Source organism: Polyangiaceae bacterium (genome assembly GCA_016715885.1).
Classification (GTDB): Bacteria; Myxococcota_A; Polyangia; order Polyangiales; family Polyangiaceae; genus Polyangium.
In genome coordinates this window covers 1052848-1074146 of the sequence record JADJXL010000020.1, presented here as the reverse complement: position 1 = coordinate 1074146, position 21299 = coordinate 1052848, and the positions used below count along the sequence as shown (strand labels likewise).

Sequence of the window (21299 nt, the reverse complement as noted above, 5' to 3'; positions counted from 1 at the left end):
CAATTAGCGAGCGATCTGCACGCGTGTGTCGATCGTGGTTTTCGGCTCGAACACGACTTCTCGGTGCGGCATCGACAGGGCTTCTTCGAGCGGTTCTGGGGCGAAATCGAAGTGTTTTTGCCGGAGGGCTCGTTCGGGGAAAATGAGCCGCAAGCGCACGCCAGGTGGAGCTATCGGAGGTGCTTCCTTGGCGAAGATCGTGCGAGCGATGCGGCCTTCGGGGAAGGGCGTGATGACGGTGATGTCGGTCGCGCCACGACCGACGAGCTCATCCATCAGCGTGTTGTCGGCAGCTCCGCCATCGATGTGCACTTCGCCATCGAGCACCGGAAGGCGGGCGTAGATGATGGGGATGAAGCACGACGCGACGAGGACATCGTGCATGTCGCGTCGCGTGCGATTCGAGTGCACCACGAGTGCGTTCTGCTTGCCCGTGAGGAAACGACGCGCGTGCGTCGTCGCGACGAGCAGCTCCGTGCTCGTGCCATGGAGTTTGTCCTCGGGGAGAAATCGTTCCAGCGCTTCGCGAAGCACGACGCTCATGCCGAAGACGCTCTTTTCGCTACGCAGATAGCGTCTCGACACGACGGGTGTGCCGGCCATCGAGCGCCACATGTCGGGACCGACGGATGCGAGACCTGACACGTAGGTTGCGCCTGTGAGCGACCCTGACGATGCGCCTGCAACGAGGTCGAAGCGTTCGCCTGCGGCAACGAGGCGCGACATCACGGCAATCTGAAATGCGCCTCGGCAGGCGCAGCCTGGTAACGACAGCGCACGCACACCCCGCTCTTATCAAACGCCTGCGCGTTCGTCACGCATCCGCACGCGTAGCGAGCGGCGCCGAGCCACGTGACGAAGAGAAAGTGCCGCGATGCGATAGCGCTCCCACGCGTGCTGAGCTACGCACGTTCGCGTGGCAGAGCCGCTGATCCCCTACATCACGATTCCCGAAATTCCGCTCGGCATATCGCTCGACCTACCCTACTTGGGGCACATCGAGCCGTCGATCAAGCCGTTCGGAACGCTCGTCGCGCTCGGTGTGTACATCGGCTCGATTTTGTCGGTGAAGCGAGCTCAGCAGCGAGGGCTCGACACGAAGAAGATGAGCGAGTTCTTCGTGTGGGTCGTCGGCATCGGGTTTGTCGGAGCTCACGTATTCGACGCGCTTTTTTACCATCCGCAGCGCGTCCTGAAGGATCCATTTTACCTGTTCATGCTCTGGGATGGTTTGTCCAGTTACGGTGGGTTTGTCGGAGCGATCATCGGGGGCCTTGCGTTCAAGTACCTCAAGAACGAGAACATTCTTCCGTATGCGGATGTTGGTGGGTCGGCGTTTACGTGGGGTTGGGTGTTCGGGCGAGCTGGATGTGCCGTCGTGCACGACCATCCGGGGCGTTTGTCGGATGCATGGTTTGCCGTCCGGTACCCGTTTCGCAACGGGGTCATCGGTCGCTACGATCTCGGGCTGTACGAGTTTTTCCTGACGATACCTCTCGCGATTGCAGTCACCCTGCTGTGGCGTGGCAAGCCACGTCCGTGGGGCTTTTACGTGGGGCTCATTTGCACCGCGTATGCGCCAGTGCGGTTTTTTCTGGATTTTTTGCGCGAGGAAGACATTGGCATCGTGCCGGGTGATCCCCGCTATGGGGGTCTGACGCCTGCGCAGTGGCAGTCGTTTGGCTTGCTTGCGATCGGCCTCTATTTCTTGCTGTATGTGACCAAGAAAAACCCCGTGTCGCCTGTGCCTGTGAATGCCGAGTCACCGGTTGCGGAGGCTCCGGCGCAAACCGAGGCATCTGCGCAAAATGATACGGCGGTGAACGATTCTGCTCCTGTGGCCAAGGAGCCGACGAACACAAGTTCGGAGAGCTGAACGTTGATTGCTAACCCGGTCTCAACCTGATGCCGGGGGGGTATGGGGGGCGTCCGCGCCTCGCCGTGCTTTTGCGCAGCAAAAGCACCGGGAGGCGAGCCGCGGACTCCCCCATCGTAAACAAGCCTCGCGCAGCGGCGCTTGCGCCGCGAAGCGAGCGTACGAGCCAAGACCTGGTTTCAGTGCGCGTCGATTTCCGCGGCCGCAGCAGCACCCGACTTCTTCGCATTTTCGCGGAAGTCTTTGGTGAACCAACTATCGGGGGCGCGGCGAATGTCGTGACGTTCGGCGAACTGCGTGAACAGGTTGAACCACTCGAGGCCCGGGAGCTCGCGTGCTTTCTGTTCGACGCGAGGAATCACCGGTCCGTCGAGGCCATCGAAGAGGAATCGGATGGCGTGCACGGCGTCTTCTTTGGTGCACATACCATCTCCGACGGGCGTCCACGCTGCTTTGACCGCGATGTTGTTGACCATGCGCGTGATGGGGCTGCGTGCCAGGCGCCTCTTTGCGTGCTCGCGGTAAAACACGTAGTGGCGCAGCTCTTGTTTCATGATCCGTTGGCAGATCTTGTTCAGGATCGGATGATCGATCCGTTCGATGAGAGCTTGGTACGCGTGGTACGTCGTGAATTCCTGGATGGTTCCCCAGGTCATGTGCACGGCGGGCCAATGATCGGGGACGACGGCGCCGAGCAAGTCTTGGCCCCATTCGTCGAACCGTTCACCGAAGCCGCGTTCTTTGTACATGTTCGAGCGGTACGACTCGCCGACGGGTTCGCCGTACGCTTCGAGAAACTTCTGAAACGCACGGCCATGAAATTCTTCTTCGTACATCCAGACGCAGAGAAACGGCGCAAGCTCCGGTTCTTCGAAAACCGCGCGCGTGGACATCAGGCCTTTGACGTAGAAGAAAGTCGAACTTTCGGTACGCAGGAAGTACCGCAAAGTGCGGAGTGCCTCGGGAGTAAGCTTGTGCTTGGGCACTTCGGACCAGTCCAGGTCGTTGAACTCGACGCGCCCGGACGAATTCATCAAACGATCGATGTTGAACTCCTCAGCCATCGCCTTTTTTACCTCGAACAGACCTCCTAACATGGTTTGCGCTATGTGGAACAGGAGCGTCCGAACGTCCTGGGCACTTGTGGGGATGGATCGGGAATTTCTGACGCGTCGTAAGGTGAACAGAAGCTTGTTTTGGTGCGGTTTTGGACGTTCCCGGGGGGTAGGGTCGACGTCCTCGTGGGAAAGGGCGATTGGGGGCTCCCTTGACGCGGCAAAGGGGCCATATATCGTGGGCTGGTCCTAGAAGATTTGGCTCCGGTACATGCAGCGCCGGCAGGTCTTCGAGGAAAAGCATTCGAGGTGAGCAGCAGGGCGCGCGCCTCGAAGTCGCAAGTATCCAGAAGGTACTTCGACGCAACCGGATATCGTGGGTGTGCAGGTTTTTCGATGGCTGAAGATTCTCGTAAGTTGTTCGTCGCAGGCTTGCCCGATTCAATCACCGAAGATGTTCTTCGTGGTCTCTTCGAGGCCACGGGAGGCAATGTCGTCGAAGTGAGTCTGCCGAAGGATCGCGCGACTGGGCGGCCGCGCGGTTTCGGGTTCGTGACGCTCGCGACGAGTGCAGAGGCGAACGCAGCGCGTGAGTCGCTCGATGGGTCGTTTCAGGGAGGCAAGTCGATCTCTGTGCGACCGTTCCAGGCCGAACCGCCCCGACGTGAGGCAGGTGTTGGCTTTGGTGGTCCCCGTGGTGGCGGTGCTCCTGGTGGTGGTGGTGGTGGCATGGGAGGTGGCGTTGGCTTCGGCGGCGCTGCAGGCCCTGCTGGCGCGCCCGATCGCACGCTCTACGTAGGCAACTTGCCGTACGACGCGAGTATCGAAGAGGTCGAAGCGATGATCACTTCGACGGGTGCCGGGCCTGTCGTGCGCGTGCACTTGCCCATGGATGCCGACGGGCGCAAACGCGGTTTTGGGTTTGTCACGATGGCAAGCGCCGAAGCAGCCAAAGGCGCAATCGAAGGCCTTCGTGGTGTCGACGTTCGCGGCCGGCGCCTCGTCGTGAACCTTGCGCATCCCAAAGGTGAACGTCCTCCGCGCGAAGAACGCCCCGGTGGTTACGCCGGTGGCGGTGGTGGTGGCGGCGGTGGTGGTTACGGCGGAGGTCCTACGGGTTCGTACAATGCGGCTCCCGCGCCGCCTCCTCCGCAGCGACGCACGTTCGACGATCGTCGTCGCCGCGGTGCGAATGATGATGGTCCGCCAGGTGGTGGCGGTGGTGGCGGCGGTGGTGGTGGTGGTGGCGGTCGTCGCAACAAGAACTGGGATCCCCGTTCGCGTGGCGAAGACGATTGGGACGAATGACCCAAGGTTTGTCCCGCGCAACGACCTGACCCGGCTCGGGTTTGTCCCCGGGGGGTATGGGGGGCGGAGCAGTCGGCTCGTCTTTTGGGTCGTAGACCCAAAAGACTCAAAGAGCCGCCTGCGAGCCCCCCATCGTAAACTAGCCTCGCGCAGCGCGCGTCCCACGCGCGCGTAGCGAGCGTACAAGCGGTGGCTCGGCTCCGATCCGGCACGCAGAGCGAGCGTGCAAGCCCAGGCCTGGTTCCGATTCGTTCGGTTCAAATTACTGAGCCGGCTTCGGTTTGATCCCCACGCCCAGTTTCACACTTCAAACATTGACAGCCGTCGGAAATCCCGTACGTTACCGCCCTCTTCACGCCCCGCCGTCGTGGTGGGGACGTGCAAGTTTTCTGAGGAGATAGCCATGCGCGACACGATCAAGATGACGTGCGCCAATTGCGGTCGGGCCAACTACCACACGACCAAGAACAAGCGGACGATGACGGAAAAGTTCGTCATCAAGAAGTTCTGTCCGGCTTGCCGCAAGCATCACGAGCACAAAGAAGGAAAAATCTCGAAAGGCTAATGGCGCGACGCGCGTTGCGCGTACGCCATGGTCTGTTTTCGAGGTCGACGGGGCGAGATGCCCGATCACGAGTCGGCAATTCCGTCCCGTCGTTGCCGTTTTTTTGCGGCTTCGTTCCGCTGGTGGTACGAACCGTCTTCGCCCGCGTTGTCAATTCGGCATGCGTCGGGCAGTAGCTTCAGGACGATGCGATGATCTTCGACTGGCTATACGGCCTGTTCTCGAACGATCTCGCGATCGATCTCGGCACCGCCACGACGCTCATCTACGTCAAGGGCAAGGGAATTGTCTCCTGTGAGCCCTCCGTGGTGGCCGTGCAGCGCGATAACCGCGGCGGCAAAAAGGTGCTCGCGGTCGGGCGCGAGGCGAAAGAAATGCTCGGACGAACCCCTGGAAACATTCAGGCGGTTCGACCCTTGCGTGATGGCGTCATCGCCGACTTCGAGATCACCGAAGCCATGCTGCGGTACTTCATCGCGCGCGCTCACAACAGGCGCACGCTCGTCAAGCCGCGCATCATCATCTGCGTTCCCTTCGGCATCACCGAAGTTGAAAAACGCGCCGTGAAAGAAAGCGCAGAAGGCGCCGGAGCTCGCGAGGTCTACCTCATCGAAGAGCCCATGGCCGCTGCCATCGGAGCCGGTTTGCCCATCACCGAGCCGTCCGGAAACATGGTCGTCGACATCGGCGGGGGCACCACCGAAGTCGCCGTCATCTCGCTCGCCGGAATCGTTTACTCCCAAAGTGTTCGCGTCGGCGGCGACAAGATGGACGAATCGATCATGGCCTACATGAAGCGCAAGTACAACATGGCCATCGGTGAACAAACGGCCGAGCGCATCAAGATCACCATCGGCAACGCGTACCCGCTCGAGCAACAGCTCACGATGGAAGTCAAAGGCCGCGACATGGTCGCCGGCATCCCGAAAACGGTCGTCGTCAACTCCGATGAAATCCGCGAATCGCTCGCCGAACCGACGAACGCCATCGTCGACGCCGTCCTCGTCGCGCTCGAAAGAACGCCACCCGAGCTTGCGGCTGACATCGTCGACAAGGGCATCGTGCTGACCGGTGGTGGGTCGCTGCTGAAGAATCTCGATGTGCTCTTGCGCGAGGAAACCGGCTTGCCCGTCATGGTATGCGACGACCCGATCAGCGCTGTCGTTCTTGGTTGCGGCAAAGCCCTCGACCACCTCGAGCTCTTGAAAGAAGTCACCATCGGGTGATCGTTTGTCCTAACGAACGCTGGCGAATCCCGAACATTTCAAGCGCGCTGCACGATCCTCCCACCTCCCGCGTTGCCAAACGCTCCATGAAGTGGCGCTCGCGGTCATGTCGTGGCATCGAATCGAGTCCGTTTCTTGTCCACATCGCGCACGAGCTGCTGATCTCGATCCATGCGGGGTGAGCCGCTTTTTCCGGCAACGTCATGAACCTGAAGCGCTATCGCGACCTAGCCGTTGTTTTGCTCGCTCTCGCGGTTCCTTTTTGGTTCCTTCGCGCCAGCATGCGTGACCCGCGCCAAGTCACCGGCGCCGACAAGATCATCGTCCGTATCTCTACGCCCATTCAGTTCGTCGCCGCGACGCTCGCTCGGGCCCTGTCCAACATCTGGGGCGAGTACATCTACTTGGTCGACGTCAAAGAGGACAACGCGCGGCTCGCATCGCAAAACGCTCGCCTTCGTGAACGAGTCCGCAAGCTCGAGGAGCTAGAGCAGGAAAACCTGAGGCTGAAGCGCCTGCTCGACATGCGTACGAGCGTTCGGACCGACGTCGTCAGCGCGCAGGTCATTGGCAAGGACACGAATGAGTTTTTCCGGATCGCGCGCGTCACGCTCGATCGCGACGCGAAAAACATCGGGCTCAACCTTCCGGTCATCTCACCCGATGGAATCGTCGGTACGACGCTGAAAGTCTCGGGCGATACCGTTGACGTGCGTCTCGTCGTCGACGCGGGAAGCGGCGTCGACATCGTCGTTCAACGCACGGGCGCGCGAGGGTTTGTCCGCGGAACCGGCGACGAAAGCAAGTACCTATGCAGCGTTGAATACGTGCAACGCACGGATGAAATCGAAGTCGGTGACTTGCTCGTGACGAGCGGTGTTGGAAGGCGTTTTCCCAAGGGCATTCCCGTCGGCACCGTCACGAAAGTCGTCAAGCGCGACTTCGGCATTTATCAGCAAGTTTTCGCGACGCCCGCCGTCGACTTCTCGCGTCTCGAAGAAGTGCTCATCGTGACGGCTCCGCCCGGCGAGGAACCTCAGGCCCAACGCGATGCTCCCGGAGCGTCGCCACCGCGAAGGTGACGAGCGTGGAGTGATCGATGCGCAACACCGCCTTCCTCGCCATCGGAATCGGGCTGCTCATCATTCAGTCGAACCTATTTCGACTCATCGGCAGGCTTCAGATTTCAGGCGCCACGCCCAGCCTTCTCTTGCCGCTCGTCGTGTTCATGGGCGTGCATGAGTACTCGATTGCGCGTGGTGCCGCGCTCGCATTTTTGCTCGGCTACTTGCTCGATCTGTTCTCGGCGGCGCCCATCGGGCTCTTCACGTTCATCACCGTCGCAACGTTTGTCGTGGCACGTGCCGCGGGCGTGCGTCTCGCAGCGCAAACGCTCTTGACCAAGATTGCTCTCGCGTTTGCCTTCGCGCTGCTCGAGGGCGTGCTCATCATCGTGCTCACGGCAATCTTTTCGACGGACACGGCCAGGCCTCGCGCACTCGCGTCACTCGTGCTTCCCCACGCGATTGGCACGGCGTTTTTTGCTCCGTTTATCTTCAACCTTGCCGAACGCGTGCATCAAGCGACGATTACGGCACCTAGGCCCGGCGAAGGAGGTCAACGATGAGTCTCGTCGTTCAGCGATCAGACGTCAGCGAATTTCGCCGCCGATTTCGGTGGATCGGCCTCGGCATGGTGCTCCTGTTTCTGGGGCTCATCGTGAGATTGTTTCAGCTCCAAATTCTCGAAGGAGCCGAAAATGCCGCGATTGCACGAGAAAACATCGTTCGTCGCATCACGCTTGCCACGACTCGAGGAATCATCCGCGATCGCAATGGCAAGGTGCTCGCTGCAAGCCGTCCTTCGTACAACCTTTACGTCGTTCCCGAGAAGATCGAGCCAACTTGCGACCTTTACCGGAAGGACGATCCGTCGAAGAAGAAGAAGGTCGACCCGAATGTCTGGCCACGGCTCGTCCACTATCTCGGACTGGGGGACGACGAGCGGGTGCGTCTGGAGACGATGCTCAAGAACTTGTGCGAGAGCGACAGCAAGCGCAAGACGCAGCAAATCCTGCTGAAAGAAGACATCTCTCGCGATGTGGTTGCCACGCTGAAAACGCACGAAGCCGAGCTTCCATTCGTTGAAGTCGTTCCGGTGCCCGTGCGTTATTACCCGTACGAAGAAGTTGGCGCGCACGTGCTCGGTTACATGGCCGAGGTCGACGCGGAAAAACTCAACCAGCTACGCAGCGCGGGCTATGTGGAGGGCGATCGCATCGGTGCAACGGGTGTTGAACGCGCGTGGGAGAGCTACCTTCATGGCACGCGCGGTTGGGAAAAAGTCTTCGTCGACGCGAAGGGGCGAAGACGCCAGCGCGTGGACGGAGTCATCGAAGAGCCGAGACGTGTCGATCCGATCCCCGGTCGCGATCTACGACTGACGATCGATGCCGATTTGCAGAAGGCGATCGGCGATGCGATGCGTGGTCAGCTTGCGGGAGGCGTAGCGCTGGTCGACGTTCGCACGGGCCGCATCCTCGGGCTGTATTCGAAGCCGAGTTACGATCCGAACGCGCTCTCGGGTGGTTCGGGCAAGCAGGTCATTCGTGATGCGTTCCGCCGTCTGTATTCGGATCCGTTGAAGCCGGCGCTCGACAAGACGATTGCTGGTGCGTATCCGCCGGGTTCGACGTTCAAGCCGTTCACGGCGCTCGCGGCGCTGGAGAAGGGGTTCATCAATCCGCGCGCTGCGACGCAATGTCGCGGAGGCATCACGTTCGGCAAGCGCAACTTTCGATGCACGCACGTGCACGGTCCTGTGGCGCTGCACAAGGCGATTGCGCAGTCGTGCAACGTCTACTTTTACTGGCTGGCTTCGGAGCTTGGCGTCGGCATGGATGTCATTGCCGAAATGGGGCAGCGGTTTGGCTTGGGCTCACGCACGGGTCTGGGTGTGAATGCCGAAGCCTCTGGGCGCATGCCGACACGCGCATGGATGACGTTGCGCAACAAAGGGCAATATCGTCTTGGTTTCGGGCTGAATGCAGCGATCGGTCAAGGTGCCACGACCGTGACGGTTCTTCAGCTTGCGCTCGCGTACGCCGCGCTTGCGAATGGCGGAACGCTTTATCAACCGCAAATTGTTCGCGCGGTCGAAACGAGCTCCGGGACGGTCGTGCAGGAGTTTACGCCGCGCGTGCGAAGGCAGATCGAAGTGAGCCCGGAGAACCTCGCGCTCGTACAGAAGGCTCTGTACGCAGGCGTGAACGAAGAACGAGGAACGGCGCACAAGGTGAGGCTCGTCGGCGTCGACGTGGCAGGTAAAACCGGGACTGCGCAGGTGTCACACAAGCTTGCACGCGGCGCCGAAGCCGAACGCGTGTGGTACTTCAACCGCGAGCACGCGTGGTTCTCCGGATATGCGCCATCTCGCGCGCCCGAAGTCGCGGTCGTCGTGCTCGTCGAACACGGTGGCGCCGGTGGTAAGCACGCCGCTCCCGTCGCGATGGAAGTCGTCGCCGCCTACAACCGCATTTTCAGGGAACGAAGCGGGCCACGAGCTGGCACGAGCTCGGCGGGACGCGCTCCAGCAAAGGCAGCAGGAGGCCCGCCGTGATCCTCGGAGGAGACGTATCGACGCGAGCCAAAGACCACTTCGATTGGCCGCTCTTCATCACCGTCGCGCTCATCGCGGTCTTGGGCGTCGTCAACCTCTACAGCGCAACGAGCGTCTACCAAGGTTTTTCCACGCGTTCGGAGCTCTACATCAGCCAGATCTACTGGCTCGTCCTCGGAGGCATCTTCGGCGGCGTGCTCGTCGCCATCGACTACCGCTACTTCGAACGCTTCGGGTACATCGTCTACGCGGGCAGCATCTTCGCGCTCCTGCTCGTCTTCGTCTTCGGCAAGGACATCCGCGGCAGCGTCCGGTGGATCGAGTTCGGTGGTTTGACCTTCCAACCCAGCGAATACACCAAGGTTTGTCTCGTCATCGCACTCGCCAAGTTCCTCCACGATGATCCGCGCAATGAAGGACGAACGCTCAAGGACCTCTTGATCCCCGCGCTGCTCACGGCCGTACCGGCGCTGCTCATCCTCAAGCAACCGGACCTCGGCACCGCGACGATCCACATGCTCGTGTTCTTGACGATCGCAGCGCTCACGCGCGTGAGGTGGAAGAGCGTCGTGCTCTTCGTCGTGACCGTCGCATCGGCTCTACCGATCATCTGGACGTACGTCTTGCACGACTATCAGCGCGATCGCGTCACGGTGTTCTTGCGTCCCGAGGACGACATTCATCACCGCGGGTGGCACGCACATCATTCGCGCGTTGCAATAGGTGACGGCGGCGTCTTTGGCAGCGGGTTCATGCAGGGCACGCAAAACCAGTTCAACTTCATCCCGGATCAGTACACGGATTTTCCGTTTCCGATCTTCGCCGAGGAATGGGGCTTCGTGGGCTCGGTCTTGCTCGTGCTGCTGTACGCATTCCTCGCCGTGTGGTCGATCCGAATTGCGTCCCTCGCAAAGGATCGCTTTGGTGCAGTGCTTGCCGTCGGTTGCGGCGCGATTCTTTTTTGGCACGCCATCATCAACATCGGCATGACGAGCGGCGTGCTTCCCGTCGTCGGCGTGACGCTTCCGCTCTTCTCTTACGGCGGATCCAGCATCACCACGATGCTCATGGCGGTTGCGATGCTCATGAACGTGTCCATGCGCCGCTACTCCGTCGCACCGGCTCCAGACAGGCTGTGATCGTGCCAGGAGCGGTGTTCGGGGGGCCTTCGCGACAATTTCAGCGAACGGAGCTTTTCGCCATGCGAGCTTCGATGGCGAACGCATAAGCGGCAAGGGCGTCGCGCATGCTTGGTTTTGCGCCGCTGCGGCATGCGCGAACGATCGATCGGAACGCGAGATAGCGGCGGCCATCGATGCCGAGCATGAGCGGCATGTTCGTCATGTCGCGCGACGGATCGCTCGATCCAAAGAGCGTTGCGGCTCCGGTGAGCACGCGCGTGACGAGCGCATCCGCGTGGTCGATGGCTTCGGCGCATCTCCCGGCAGCGAGGGCGGCTTCGGCCTCGTGCACCAAAGCGCGGTCGCTCTCGGGCCAAAGCTCGCCGAAGGACAATTCGTGTGTCTTCCGAGCTTCGGATTTCTCGACGTGTGCAGCGGGGGCAGGGACGAGGTTTGTCTCTGAAGAACCCTTTGACGTCGAAGGAACCGCTGCATGCGCGTCGGGTCGATTTGATTCGACGTGCGCGTGCTGCGTAGGAATCGCACCAAGCGGCCGAGCGGGTGGTGGCGGAGGTGGAGGCGGCAGCGGCGCTTCGGGCTGCTCTTTCGCTGGGGCGGATGCAGTCGTCGCGGCAGCTGTGCTGGCTTGTGCGGGCGCTTGTGGAGTCGGTGTGGCTCGTGCAGGCGCTGCCGTTGCGGCAGGTGGCGGCGCAGGCGGCGTTGCGACGGCCTCGGCCTTGGCGACCGCTGCGGCAGGTGCTGCTGCTTCTTCGATTTTGGCAACTGCTGCAGGTGGCGGTGTCGACTTCCGTATCGGCAGCGGCTCGAGGTCGATGGGCTTCGGCGCTTCGACGGCGGGCGCCGGTTCTGGCTCGGCCGCGATTCTCTTGGCAACGGGTAGGGGTTCTGCAGCCTTCGGCTCCGTTTGGGCACGCGGCGCGTCGGCAGGCGCGGGCGTTTCCGCTGCGCGAGCCTTGGCTTGCGGTGTTTCCGTCGGCGGTTGCCGCACGGCTTCGGGCGCGGGCTCGAGCAAATCGGCGATCGAGAACAGCTCGGTGGGATCGAGTTTCTCGAAGGGTGCAGGCGTTTTTGCGGGCGTGGACGCTGCGACTGCGGGCTGCGTCTTTTCTGCAGCAATTTCGATTTTGATGGGCGCGTGCTCTGCCTTGATGGGCGTTGGCGGAGCTTTGGCGGGCTCGACTTTGATCGGTGCAGGCTCTGCTTTGGTTGCTGTTGGCTCGACCTTGATCAGTGCAGGCTCTGCCTTGGCAGGCGCAGGCTCTGCCTTGGCAGGTGCAGCCTTCGCCGGCGCGGTCTCTACCTTGCTGGCAGCCGCCGCAGGCTTCGCCGGAGCAGCGATGGTCTTCTCGGTGCTCGGCGCCTTTTCCTCAGTTGCAGCAGGTGCTGCTGAGCTTGCGGAAGCACTCGCCACTGCGGAGGCCGAAGGTGCCTTTGCGACGGCGGGAGCGGCTTCCTTTACCGCCGTCGTCGTCGCGTTGGGCGGAGGTGCAGGAGCGGCTGCATGCGGCGCAGGCTCTTTGACGGCTGTCGTGGTCGCGTTGGGCGGAGGCGGAGGTGCATGCGACGCATGCGAAACGCTCGTTCGCTGCGCTGCATGAGGAATGATCGGCGCATAGGGTTTGGGAGGCAAAACCGATGGGCGACTGCGGCTCCTCGGTGACTCGCCAGAACGCGAGTCGGGTCCTCGGCCGGTATGTGCACGAATCGAATCGGGCTTCGTGAGGATCGACGGTTCCGACGCGGCAGCGAGCGCAAGTTTGTCCTTTGAGCTCGAACCATCGTCGGTGTTTTCAGGAAACGTCATCACCGGCAATGCGGCGGGCCGCATCGCTGCTTTTTCGATCGATGGTCCATCTTCGACGCCGGTTTCGGGCGGAATGGAACCGAGCGCCGTGCGACTCGATGCAACGCGATTGAAGATTGCGCCGCTCGTCGGTGGACGATCTTCGGCTTGCGATGCACCTCGAAGTGCTGCGGCAAGACCTTCTTCGTTCGGATCGAACGCAGCGGCTGCCGCAACCCGTACGGATTCCGGCATTTGCGTTTCGAATGACGCGAGCACCGCGTGCGTGATCTTCTCGAGGCCTTCGTACACGCCGAGGCCTGTTTTGGCCGACGTCGCGAGGGATGCCGCACGCCAGCGATTGAGCAGTTTGTCGAGCTCTTCCACCGGCAATACATCGGGCAGATCGTGCTTGTTGTACTGAAACACGATGGGGACGTCGGACAGGTTGCGTCCCTGATCCGCCAGGTTGTCTCGCAGGTTGTCGAGGCTTTCGAGGTTCGCGTCGGCGCGTGCCGTCTGCGAGTCGGCGACGAAGACGATGCCGTCGGCGCCGGTGAGCACCAGTTTGCGAGTCGCGTTGAAGTAAACCTGTCCGGGAACCGTGAAGAGCTGCAGGCGCACGTGCATGCCGCGTATCGGCGGCAAGCGCATCGGCAGAAAATCGAAGTACAGCGTCCGATCGACGGGCGTTGCGAGCGAGACCAGTTTGCCCCGATGATCGGGCTTGGCCGTCGCATGGATGTACTCGAGCGTGGTCGTCTTTCCGCCAAGCCCCGGCCCATAGTAGACGACTTTGAAAACGAGCTCCCGCGACAGCGGGTTTACGGACGCCATAAGCGACGCGACGATACCACCTCGCGCGAGCGCGTGCGTTCAATTAGGCGCACGACCGTCACCTTGGCGGATGCGGTGCAGTTTTTCGCGTGGGCGCAGCCCGCAGAATTGCTTCTGCCGGGCCGTCTTGGACAGGTCAGCGGATGCCGACGAGAGGCCGGGGTTCGGTGGCGGCATCGCTGATGGCGAGCGACAAGGACACCGGGCCTCGCGCGCCCTGGAAGTAATCGAGGCGGAGCGAGTGCTGGCCTGCGCGGAGCATCTTGTTGCCCGTGGCGGTCTTCGACGCGTGAATGCCGTCGTTGTCGACCACTTTTTCACCGTCGATGTACAGGACCGCGCCGTCGTCCGAGATGAGCCTGAAGATGTAGGTATTGTCCGCCTGGATGTTGAACCTGCCTTCGTACCGAATGGCAAACCACTCTTCCTGCATGAGCACGCCGGGGAATCCGCCCGTGAACTCTTGCGGTTGAACGATGAAGCTATCGGTGAAAAGCGTCGCGAAGGGGACCATCTTCGACAGGTCGGGCATCCTTTGCGTCGTGTTTGGAATCACGTACGCGCTGCCTTTGAAGGCTCCAAGCGATCCGTTTCCAAATGCGTTTTTCCCGTTGATCCGCGGAGCTTCGACCGCAGGCTTCGTCGGGGTGCTGATCGTGTTCGCGGGCTTCGGTGTGTTCGTCCTGGTCGGCGTTGACACACGTCGATTCGGTTGGGCCGCCCTACGACCTTGCTGGTTGTTCGTGCCGGCAGACGTTCCGGCTTGGAGGCTGAAGCTACAGGCGCCGAGCATGAGCGCCAAAGGGATGAGGGCGAGCTTGAAGGAGCGTTGCGACGACATGAGTGTCTCCTCGTAGGGGCAAGTAAAATCGATGGCGGGCGGTAGACGGTTCGCGGTGCGTTTGCAATCACCTCGACGAAAAAAAAGTCGAGATCGCGAACATTTTTAGACTAGCTGCCGCCCACGCGGGTCTCCAGTTCTCGCCAGATGGGCGATCGCTGCGCCAAGACGAGCGATATGACGCACGCCATCAGACCGATCAAGGCTCCGATGTTTACCCATGATTCGCTGCGTGTCGGTTTGCGCGACGGCCTTTGGCGCGTTGCGTAAGCGAATCCGAAGGCGACGCCGACGACGAGTCCTCCGAGGTGCGCGAGGTTGTTGATCATGATCCCGACCTGCGCCTGGTTGATTCCGAAGCCGATGAGGAGCTGGAAGAGGACCGCTTGCACGGCGAAGCCCTTCCACTGCGGGTTTTTCTGGCGATAGAGCATGCCGGCCACCATGCCGGTGATGCCGAAAACCGCACCGCTCGCGCCGGCGGTCAGTCCGCCCCCGAAACCCTCGACGAAGATGTTGTAGCCGGTTGACACGACAAACCCGGCGATCCCGGTGCAGACATACGCCAGGACAAACCGAGCCGAACCGATGGCAGGTTCGGCTGCGCGTGCGAGCCACGTGAGGAAAAGGAGGTTTCCCAGAAGGTGCCACGTGCCGAAGTGCACAAAAACCGCCGAAAGGAGCCGCCAGGGCTCGGCGATGACGATGACGGAATGCAGCGCACCGAAGCGGACCGCGTCGATGGTCGTGGGGCGCATGAGTGCTTGCAGGGCGTTTTGGCCGCTGCGGATCTGGCCGATGTACACCTGCGCGGCGAACACGATCACCGTGAGCATGATGATGGTCTTCGAGGCCCACAGGGCGTCGCCGTCGACGTAGGTCCCGAGTCGTTCGCGAAATTGAGCGCTCGGGGACAGTCCCTGGCCGCAGCGGACGCAGCGATCGAAGCCGGCTCCGTTCAGAGCTCCGCAACGCGGGCACGTGGACGCCTTGCGGCTTTTCATTTGCGCGTCGTTACTCACGAACAACCTCGGGAATCAGCGTTCGCCAGGGGCATCATGGTTTCCTGATTTGGGCTTGGCGTGGGCACGGCCGGGCCCGGACCCAATGTGATGGTGATTGGCCGTAAGGTCGAGCTGCGTGGTCGCGTTGTTGGGGCGTGCAAACCATAGCCGCCGTTGCACTGCATCCGCCCTTGTCATCCGGGTACGACCCCATCGCGGTTCTCTTGTCCGCGGTTGGGCTCGATCCGGCGGCATCGCGACCGCCCGTGCGACACACATCCAGTGCACCGACGGTGCGGTCTCGACCGCATGCGGGTATCGTGCCGCCCGTGGCCGTCGTCGAAGCGCGAACGGATCTGGAAGCCGAGCGTGAGCTCTGCATGCGAGCACAGTCTGGAGATCGGACTGCTCTCGGGCAGATCTTACGGCGTTACGGCCCGATTCTTTATCGCTCCGTTCTCTTGCCGCGTCTTGGTCGCGAAGCGCTGGCGCAAGATGCGCTTGCCGAGACGTACGCTCGCGTCGTCGAACGATTTCATCAATTCCAGTGGCAAAACGCTGGAGTTTACCCGTGGCTACGCGTGGTGGCGCTGCGCATCGCGCTCGACATCCTTCGCGCTCGCCGTAGGGAATTGCTTTACGATCCAACGGATCTCGAACGCGAAATCGATGCATCCGAAGACGATCCTGCAACGAATGGCGAAGCCGAGCTTTGTGAAAAGCGAGACCTCGCCGATGCGAGGGCGCGTGTCGACGCGGCGCTCGATGCGATCAACCCGCGGTACGCGCAAGCGATTCGGCTGCGTGTGCTGGAGGAGCGATCGCGCGATGAAGTCGCCTCGTCGCTCGGTGTTTCGGTTGCAACGTTCGACGTCGTGCTTCATCGCGCGCTCACCGCGTTGAAAAAGGCTTTGCAAACGTCGCGATCGGCCGACGGCGCCCTCGTGAAGGAGGCATCCCGATGAGCGGCGATCGAAAATTGAGGCTCGTCCCGCCCGTCGTTGGTCAAGACGAACCTGGTCCCTTGGGCGAACAGCCGCCGTCCGCGCGCGAAGTCGCCGAGGCGCAAGAGCTGCGAGCGCTGCTCGAACGCGGTGACCACCCGTTCGCAGAGGCGCTGCGTGCAGCGTACGTGCCCGCATCGCTCGATGCGGCGGACAACGATGCGCTCATCGATCGGGCGCTTGGGATCGGCGTAGCAGACGCACCGCCCGCGCCTGCGGAGCGGGAAGCTGCGGAGCGATTGCGCGAAGCCGTTGCGCATCCGCGCAGCGACGACCGCGACGAACCCGTGGTGGAGGTGCTCGATGCGCTCGTTTCGGCATATCGGCCGCGTGACATCGATCCGCTACGCAACGAGCTGCTCATCACGCGGGCGCTGCGGAGTTCGTCGGAAAAAACCGCAGCGAGGCGCGTGTGGCCCATCGTCACGGCGGCCGTTCTTGGCGTCTCAGCGATGGCAGCGGGGCTATCGCTGTACCTTCGTCCCGTGTCGGACAAACCCGTAGCAGCCGCTCCATCGCTGCAGCGATCGCGATCGACCGCGGACCTCTTCGACCAAACGACGCCGTTTCCGCGCGTGGGAGGCGAGTCGGCTCGTGTCGATCGTATTGCGTCGGCGCGTGCTGCGGACTTGCGTGACAATCGTTTTGCGCTCTGGGGGGTTCGGTGAATCGCCGCGCTTTTCCCGTGGTTGCGGTCGTCGCAAGCCTCGTTTTGGGCAGCGTGTCGCTTGCCAGTTGCGCGCGTTCCGAGCGTGAACGAGCAGGTGCACAGCAGCCTGCAGCGTGTGAGCCGGCTGGGGCCGCTGTCGTCGATCCGGTGCTGCTTGCGTTTCTATCGAAGGCGCGAGCTGCGCATCACAAGGCCGACGCTGCCGAGGCTACGGGTGACGTCACGCTTGCCATCGCGGCGCTCGAAACGCTCACGCGCGGGCCGAGGCCGGGTGGGGACAAACCTCTGCCCGAGGCGAGCGAGGTTCTCGCGGACACGCATGCGCGCATCGCCGACTTGCAGAGCGCACGAGGCCGGTTCGACGCGGCGCTCGAACACGTGCAAATGGGCCTTGGTCTCGCTACGGACGTGACGTATTTCCGTGGTCATCTTTTCGAGGTTCGTGGGCTCGTCGAAGAACGGCGTGCGAAGGCGCTGGACGAGCGCGGCGAGACCGATCGTGCGCGCGAGGCTCGCAAGACCGCGATCGAAGCGTTTGACGAGGCCGTACGCATTCAAGACCAGGTCATCATGAATGCGCTCGGAGGCGATGGGGGACCGCGGTAACGAACACGTTCACGACGATGCATCCGTTATCGTGCGGCCAATGCGATGCCGGACTCTTGCAGGTCAATTGCGAAACGGCAGCAAACACCGTTAGACTGGTCGTTCGGGCGCTGCTCGCGATTTCGGTTTCCCCATGATGCGTGTTCCGAGGCTGGTGGCGGGATGTGACATAAAGGCACTCCCGCTCAAGACTGAAGAAGCCTACCTGTTGTCGCGGATCGACGGGGTTGTCAGCGAGCGCGAGTTGTCGCTCATTACGGGGCTTTCGCCGGCAGAAGTATCGATCGCGCTCGATCGTCTGGTGGTGCTGGGGGCTGTCGAATTTGGCGACGCGCGGCCGCCCGTATCGCGTCGCGGTTCCACGATGATGACGGCTGCAGGGGTCGCATCGACACGAGGATCGGAGATGCCCTCGAGCCGGGCATTCGATCCACCGCTGAGCGGCGGACCTCCGCCATCGCGCAGATTCGTCGATGCTCCCGTGGAATCGCCTCCCGCAAGCCGTCGATTCGAGCACGGCAGTGACCAACCGCCGCCGCCAACTCGGCGAAGCTTCGATGCTCAGCCTGAATGGCGCGTCGTCGAGCCCGTGGTCGAGCGCGTGATCGAACGCCGGCCGGCTGCGGTGCAAGAAGTCGTCATCGAACCGCCTCCGCCCACTCGACGTGGAGCGGAAATCTCCATCGAGCCGCCGCGGATTCTTCCCGTCGAAGTCGACGACCAGCTCGACATCGACCACGCGAAGAAAAAGAAAATTCTCGAGCTTTACGAAGCTCTCGAATCGCGTACGCACTACGAGCTGCTCGAGCTTCCGATGGATGCAGACAAGAAGCGGGTCAAGAGTGCGTACTACTCGATCGCTCCCGAGTTTCACCCGGACAAATACTTCCGCAAGCGGCTTGGGCACTACAAGGCGAAGATCGAGGCCATTTTTGCGCGCCTCACGCTCGCGCATGATGTTTTGACCTCAAAACAGCGTCGCGCCGAGTACGACGCGTACCTCGAGCAGCTTCGTCGCAACCGCACGATGGCTGCGCTTCTCGAACACGATCCTGCGATCATTCCGGCGGTCGTGGCGGCTGCCGACGAGGATCCGATGAGCCCGCCGCCAACCGCGCGGGGCAGAAATTCGAGCGATGGCGACGCGCCGGGGCCCGAAAGCGCGCGAAGTCGCCGTCCCGTGATGCCGAAACCCGCTCCCATGGTGAGCTCGCGTCGTAGTTTGGAAGGACAACCGTCCGGTGCGTCCGGGCCAAGTGCCGGGGGCGATGCCGGTCGACGCATCGACACGGCGCGCCCCGATCCGCGAAGGCTTCAGCTCGAACGGTATCTCTTGGCGGCGAAAGTCGCGCTGGAACGGAAAGACTTGGCGGCAGCGGCGAACGCGTACCGCTTGGCAGCCGCGCTGGCACCCGATGACGAAGCGCTCGTGCGCAAGGCCCTCGAGGTGCAGCGCACGGCATCGAGCGAGCTGTCGGAAGGCTTTCTGAAGCAAGCGGAGTACGAGGCGAGTCAGGGGCGCTGGGCAGAGGCTGCAGCGAGCTTCGCGAATGGTTGTCGCACGCGGCAGGACGACGCGAGGCTGCACGAGCGCGTTGCGTTCGCGACGCTCAAGACGGGTCAAAACGCTCGCCGCGCGGTCGACTATGCGCGCCGCGCCGTCAAGCTCGCTCCGCAAGTGCCCGAATATCGGATTACGCTCGTGCGGGCCTACATCGCCGCCGGGCTCGAAACCAGCGCTCGCGCGGAAGTCGACCGCATCGCCGACCTCGCACCGAACGATGCTAAGATGCGCGACGCGATCGCTCAGCTTCGCATGCAGATCAAGAAGGCGGACAGCAACGAACCGTAGCGTATCATCCCTAGTCGCCACATCGGTGGCGTCGCATTCGCACCCCCTCCACGGAGCATATTGAAGCGATGGAGCGCGTCATCGGAATCGATCTCGGCACCACCAACTCGTGCGTAGCCATTGTCGAAGAAGGCGTCCCTACGGTCATCCCCAACCGCGGAGGATACAAGACCACGCCGTCGATGGTGGCGATCACCGAGGCAGGGAAGCGACTCGTCGGGCACATCGCGAAGCGACAAGCGATCACCAACGCCGAGAACACTGTCTACGCGGCCAAACGCCTCATCGGTCGCAAGTTTTCATCGCCGCAGGTCAAGAACGCGATGATGACGGCCTCGTACCGCATCGTCGAAGGGCCGCACGGCGATGTGCGCGTTCAGCTACGCGACAAGACGTATTCGGTTCCCGAGATCAGCGCGATGGTGCTGCAGGAACTGAAACTCTTTGCCGAGGAGTATCTGTCCGAGCCCGTAACGAAGGCAGTCATTACCGTGCCGGCGTACTTCAATGACGGTCAACGCCAGGCGACGAAAGACGCAGGGCAAATCGCGGGGCTCGACGTCATCCGCATCGTGAACGAACCAACCGCCGCGGCGCTCGCATACGGCTACGAGCGCAACGTCGAGCGAACGATTGCAGTCTTCGATCTGGGCGGGGGCACGTTCGACATCTCGCTGCTCGAGATCGGCTCGGGCGGCGTCTTCAAAGTCATCGCGACGGCAGGCGACACGTTCCTCGGTGGCGAGGACTTCGACGCCCGCATCATCGACTGGCTGATCGAAGAGTTTCGCATTCAAACGGATATCGATCTGCGCAGCGATCGCATGGCGCTTCAGCGGCTCAAGGACGCTGCGGAGAAAGCGAAGTGCGAGCTTTCGGCGGTGCGCGAAACCGACATCAACCTGCCGTTCATCGTTTCGACTGGGCACACGGGCGCGACGCACTTGCAGCGTACTTTCAAGCGCGAAACGCTCGAATCGCTGTGCGCCGACCTCATCGATCGGTGTATCGACATCTGCCGCCAAACCCTCGAAGACGCGCGTATCGAGGTCGATGAAATCGAAGACGTCATTCTCGTCGGTGGGATGACGCGCATGCCGCGCATTCAAGAGGCCGTGCAGCAATTCTTCGGTCGCGAGCCTTGCAAGGGCGTTCATCCAGACGAAGTCGTCGCGCTCGGCGCTGCCGTGCAAGGCGCAGCGCTCGTCGATGTCTCCGCGCAGATGGTACTGCTCGACGTCACCCCGCACGCGCTCGGCATCATGACCTACGGTGAGAACTTCGAAGAGCTCATCCCCATGAACACGACGGTTCCGACGAGCCGATCGAAAATCTTCACCACGAGCCGCGACAATCAGACCGCCGTCAAGATCCTCGTCATGCAAGGCGAGAGCGCGAATGCCGGAAGCAACGATCTCCTTGGCGAATTCGTCTTGACCGGTTTGCGCCGTGCGCCGCGAGGACAGGTGGAAATCGAGGTCATGTTTTCCATCGACGGCGATGGCATCGTCTCCGTGAGCGCTCGGGACATGGAGACCAACCAGCAGCAATCCATCCAAGTCACGTCTTCCAGCGGTCTCACCAAGGAGGAAGTCGGTCAAATGATGGAGGCCGCAAAAGATTTTCTCGTCGACCGGCCGAGCAACGACGAGTTCGCGTCGCTGAGCCAAGAAGCGGGCAAACTCGTCGCCGACATCGAAAAAATGTTTCCTCGCGTCGAGCTCGTCGTGGCTTCGAGCGACTTCGGACGCGACGCCATTGGGAAGGCACGGAGCGTGCTCGAGCGTTGTAAAGATGCCGTGGCCCGTAAAGACGTGGCCGGCCTTCGTGGCTTGATGGAGTCGCTTGCGAGAACGCATCGCATGTTCAAGGGTGTCGTTGCGAGGCCTCAGGGATGAGCCCGACGAGGCGC

General features: G+C 62.0%; 18 protein-coding genes. 13 read left to right on the top strand and 5 right to left on the bottom strand.

Features of this window, described 5'->3' with window-relative positions:
• Positions 1-3: 3 nt before the first annotated feature.
• On the bottom strand, positions 4-783 hold the full coding sequence (locus IPM54_29770) for a patatin-like phospholipase family protein (protein ID MBK9263977.1): 780 nt from the start codon (positions 781-783) through the stop codon (positions 4-6).
• A 133-nt stretch (positions 784-916) separates the two neighbouring features.
• Here IPM54_29770 and IPM54_29765 point away from each other — a divergent pair, with 133 nt between their 5' ends.
• A complete protein-coding gene (locus IPM54_29765) occupies positions 917-1876 on the top strand; it encodes a prolipoprotein diacylglyceryl transferase (GenBank protein ID MBK9263976.1) in 960 nt (319 codons plus the stop codon).
• Between the two features lie 179 nt (positions 1877-2055).
• Here the strand turns inward: IPM54_29765 and IPM54_29760 are convergent, their stop codons facing one another.
• The gene (locus IPM54_29760) at positions 2056-2973 is read right to left on the bottom strand and encodes an acyl-ACP desaturase (GenBank protein ID MBK9263975.1); all 918 of its coding nucleotides are present in this window, start codon (positions 2971-2973) and stop codon (positions 2056-2058) included.
• A 687-nt stretch (positions 2974-3660) separates the two neighbouring features.
• Here IPM54_29760 and IPM54_29755 point away from each other — a divergent pair.
• From IPM54_29755 to rodA, 7 genes are all read left to right on the top strand, one after another.
• Positions 3661-4239, top strand: coding sequence for an RNA-binding protein (locus tag IPM54_29755; GenBank protein ID MBK9263974.1), 579 nt, complete (start codon positions 3661-3663; stop codon positions 4237-4239).
• Positions 4240-4642: 403 nt separating this feature from the next.
• A complete protein-coding gene (gene rpmG / locus IPM54_29750; protein MBK9263973.1) occupies positions 4643-4804 on the top strand; it encodes a 50S ribosomal protein L33 in 162 nt (53 codons plus the stop codon).
• A gap of 191 nt (positions 4805-4995) precedes the next feature.
• Positions 4996-6030, top strand: a complete 1035-nt coding sequence (locus IPM54_29745) for a rod shape-determining protein (GenBank protein MBK9263972.1) — start codon at positions 4996-4998, stop codon at positions 6028-6030.
• A 203-nt stretch (positions 6031-6233) separates the two neighbouring features.
• Positions 6234-7112, top strand: coding sequence for a rod shape-determining protein MreC (gene mreC, locus IPM54_29740; protein ID MBK9263971.1), 879 nt, complete (start codon positions 6234-6236; stop codon positions 7110-7112).
• Positions 7113-7129: 17 nt separating this feature from the next.
• Positions 7130-7657: a hypothetical protein gene (locus IPM54_29735; protein MBK9263970.1), complete on the top strand. Its 528-nt coding sequence runs from the start codon at positions 7130-7132 to the stop codon at positions 7655-7657.
• Positions 7654-9648: a penicillin-binding protein 2 gene (gene mrdA, locus IPM54_29730; GenBank protein ID MBK9263969.1), complete on the top strand. Its 1995-nt coding sequence runs from the start codon at positions 7654-7656 to the stop codon at positions 9646-9648. Before IPM54_29735 ends, mrdA begins: the two co-directional genes overlap by 4 nt.
• Positions 9645-10787 carry a rod shape-determining protein RodA gene (gene rodA / locus IPM54_29725; protein ID MBK9263968.1) on the top strand — a complete coding sequence of 381 codons (1143 nt, stop codon included), beginning with the start codon at positions 9645-9647 and terminating at the stop codon, positions 10785-10787. Before mrdA ends, rodA begins: the two co-directional genes overlap by 4 nt.
• Positions 10788-10827: 40 nt before the next feature.
• Here rodA and IPM54_29720 read toward each other — a convergent pair whose 3' ends face one another.
• From IPM54_29720 to IPM54_29710, 3 genes are all read right to left on the bottom strand, one after another.
• Positions 10828-13410, bottom strand: coding sequence for a hypothetical protein (locus IPM54_29720; protein ID MBK9263967.1), 2583 nt, complete (start codon positions 13408-13410; stop codon positions 10828-10830).
• 136 nt (positions 13411-13546) lie between these two features.
• Positions 13547-14251 carry a hypothetical protein gene (locus tag IPM54_29715; protein MBK9263966.1) on the bottom strand — a complete coding sequence of 235 codons (705 nt, stop codon included), beginning with the start codon at positions 14249-14251 and terminating at the stop codon, positions 13547-13549.
• Between the two features lie 110 nt (positions 14252-14361).
• On the bottom strand, positions 14362-15255 hold the full coding sequence (locus IPM54_29710; protein MBK9263965.1) for a rhomboid family intramembrane serine protease: 894 nt from the start codon (positions 15253-15255) through the stop codon (positions 14362-14364).
• Positions 15256-15635: 380 nt separating this feature from the next.
• Between IPM54_29710 and IPM54_29705 the strand changes: the two genes are divergently transcribed.
• From IPM54_29705 to dnaK, 5 genes are all read left to right on the top strand, one after another.
• Entirely contained in the window at positions 15636-16220 is a 585-nt protein-coding gene (locus tag IPM54_29705) for an RNA polymerase sigma factor (protein ID MBK9263964.1), read from the top strand.
• Positions 16217-16927, top strand: coding sequence for a hypothetical protein (locus IPM54_29700; protein MBK9263963.1), 711 nt, complete (start codon positions 16217-16219; stop codon positions 16925-16927). Before IPM54_29705 ends, IPM54_29700 begins: the two co-directional genes overlap by 4 nt.
• Positions 16928-16944: 17 nt before the next feature.
• Positions 16945-17535, top strand: a complete 591-nt coding sequence (locus IPM54_29695; protein MBK9263962.1) for a hypothetical protein — start codon at positions 16945-16947, stop codon at positions 17533-17535.
• A gap of 133 nt (positions 17536-17668) precedes the next feature.
• Positions 17669-19387 carry a DnaJ domain-containing protein gene (locus IPM54_29690; GenBank protein ID MBK9263961.1) on the top strand — a complete coding sequence of 573 codons (1719 nt, stop codon included), beginning with the start codon at positions 17669-17671 and terminating at the stop codon, positions 19385-19387.
• A gap of 68 nt (positions 19388-19455) precedes the next feature.
• The gene (dnaK, locus tag IPM54_29685; GenBank protein ID MBK9263960.1) at positions 19456-21285 is read left to right on the top strand and encodes a molecular chaperone DnaK; all 1830 of its coding nucleotides are present in this window, start codon (positions 19456-19458) and stop codon (positions 21283-21285) included.
• Positions 21286-21299: the final 14 nt, after the last annotated feature.

Excerpts from the sequence above, each read along its gene's own strand:
- IPM54_29760 (MBK9263975.1), bottom strand. The coding sequence starts at position 2,973 with ATGTTAGGAGGTCTGTTCGAGGTAAAAAAGGCGATGGCTGAGGAGTTC.
- IPM54_29755 (MBK9263974.1), top strand. The coding sequence starts at position 3,661 with ATGGGAGGTGGCGTTGGCTTCGGCGGCGCTGCAGGCCCTGCTGGCGCG.
- rpmG (MBK9263973.1), top strand. The coding sequence starts at position 4,643 with ATGCGCGACACGATCAAGATGACGTGCGCCAATTGCGGTCGGGCCAAC.
- IPM54_29745 (MBK9263972.1), top strand. The coding sequence starts at position 4,996 with ATGATCTTCGACTGGCTATACGGCCTGTTCTCGAACGATCTCGCGATC.
- mreC (MBK9263971.1), top strand. The coding sequence starts at position 6,234 with ATGAACCTGAAGCGCTATCGCGACCTAGCCGTTGTTTTGCTCGCTCTC.
- IPM54_29735 (MBK9263970.1), top strand. The coding sequence starts at position 7,130 with ATGCGCAACACCGCCTTCCTCGCCATCGGAATCGGGCTGCTCATCATT.
- mrdA (MBK9263969.1), top strand. The coding sequence starts at position 7,654 with ATGAGTCTCGTCGTTCAGCGATCAGACGTCAGCGAATTTCGCCGCCGA.
- IPM54_29720 (MBK9263967.1), bottom strand. The coding sequence starts at position 13,410 with ATGGCGTCCGTAAACCCGCTGTCGCGGGAGCTCGTTTTCAAAGTCGTC.
- IPM54_29715 (MBK9263966.1), bottom strand. The coding sequence starts at position 14,251 with ATGTCGTCGCAACGCTCCTTCAAGCTCGCCCTCATCCCTTTGGCGCTC.
- IPM54_29710 (MBK9263965.1), bottom strand. The coding sequence starts at position 15,255 with ATGAAAAGCCGCAAGGCGTCCACGTGCCCGCGTTGCGGAGCTCTGAAC.
- IPM54_29705 (MBK9263964.1), top strand. The coding sequence starts at position 15,636 with ATGCGAGCACAGTCTGGAGATCGGACTGCTCTCGGGCAGATCTTACGG.
- IPM54_29700 (MBK9263963.1), top strand. The coding sequence starts at position 16,217 with ATGAGCGGCGATCGAAAATTGAGGCTCGTCCCGCCCGTCGTTGGTCAA.
- IPM54_29690 (MBK9263961.1), top strand. The coding sequence starts at position 17,669 with ATGATGCGTGTTCCGAGGCTGGTGGCGGGATGTGACATAAAGGCACTC.
- dnaK (MBK9263960.1), top strand. The coding sequence starts at position 19,456 with ATGGAGCGCGTCATCGGAATCGATCTCGGCACCACCAACTCGTGCGTA.